The 974-nt window shown below is 35.0% G+C and carries 2 protein-coding genes and 1 riboswitch; of the genes, one reads left to right on the top strand and one right to left on the bottom strand.

Annotated features, from left to right (window positions below; all coding sequences use genetic code 11):
* The first annotated feature begins 56 nt into the window (after positions 1-56).
* A riboswitch (cyclic di-GMP riboswitch) is annotated at positions 57-214 on the top strand.
* 29 nt (positions 215-243) lie between these two features.
* A complete protein-coding gene (locus V7164_RS17195; RefSeq protein WP_335354697.1) occupies positions 244-396 on the top strand; it encodes an anti-repressor SinI family protein in 153 nt (50 codons plus the stop codon).
* Positions 397-532: 136 nt separating this feature from the next.
* Here the strand turns inward: V7164_RS17195 and V7164_RS17190 are convergent, their stop codons facing one another.
* Complete coding sequence (locus V7164_RS17190; RefSeq protein ID WP_335354696.1) at positions 533-856, bottom strand: helix-turn-helix domain-containing protein; 324 nt, start codon at positions 854-856, stop codon at positions 533-535.
* Positions 857-974: the final 118 nt, after the last annotated feature.

The following is a 974-nucleotide window of genomic DNA, read 5'->3' as shown; positions in this document are numbered from 1 at the left end:
TACCAACAGCCTATTATTACAATATAACTAGATGATCATTTACATAAGGAAATAGCTTCAGAAAAAGGCAAACCTATTGAAAAATAGGGACGCAAAGTCACAGGTCTAAAGTATGGATGGAACGTTCTTTTTTTAAGATTTCCTACATAAACTTATTATATCAGGCAGCACTTAGAAAAGGCAGATTCCATACCAAGATGGCTGGATTGCCTGGAATACGATTCGTATTTTGGGGGGAAGAGTGTGGGGAAAACAAGAGTCCAACTGGAATTACTAGACAGTGAGTGGATGAAGTTAATTATCAAGGCGAAGCAAATGGGGATTGAAAAAGAAGAAATTAGGGAGTTTTTATTAAAAAATGGGGTAAAAAAGCTAGCTTTAGAAGTAGCTGAATAGAGATAATGGCACAAATAGCTAAGTGTTTCTAAAAGGACTACAGTTCTTTATAGGAATGCTTTTTATTTTGCAAAAAAGACGCAGAGGGTCAAGGTTTACCTTTGCGTCTTCTTACGAACAGCTAATATCTAATATCTCATTTATTTTGATCAATTCTCCATTTATTAAATTCAAGAAATTCACGGAACTGGTCTTTAGAAACACCAGAATTCATGGCTTCTTGTACGATATCGATCCATTCCGAATCCAATTCATCTGTATTCGGCTGTTCATGAATTAAATGATCAACCGGAACATGAAGGACAGCTGCGATTTTTTCGAGAAATTGTATGGAAGGATTGGTTTGCAGGTTTCTTTCCAGCGAACTTAAGTAAGATTTGGCCACACCAGCTTGTTCGGCAAGCTCGGATAACGACATTTTCTTTTCTTTACGAAGTAATTTTACGCGATCACCGATCATCCAATCTCACACACCTTATCAATAATAATAATAAATCAATTGGAATTTCTGTATTGAGAACGGATTGTTCAAAATATATATTTATATCTTAACATAAACTTCGTTTAGTTGAAAAAAA

The sequence above is a fragment of the Bacillus sp. JJ1474 genome (assembly GCF_036965225.1).
Lineage (GTDB): Bacteria > Bacillota > Bacilli > Bacillales > Cytobacillaceae > Cytobacillus.
This window is presented reverse-complemented; position numbering and strand designations above follow the sequence as displayed.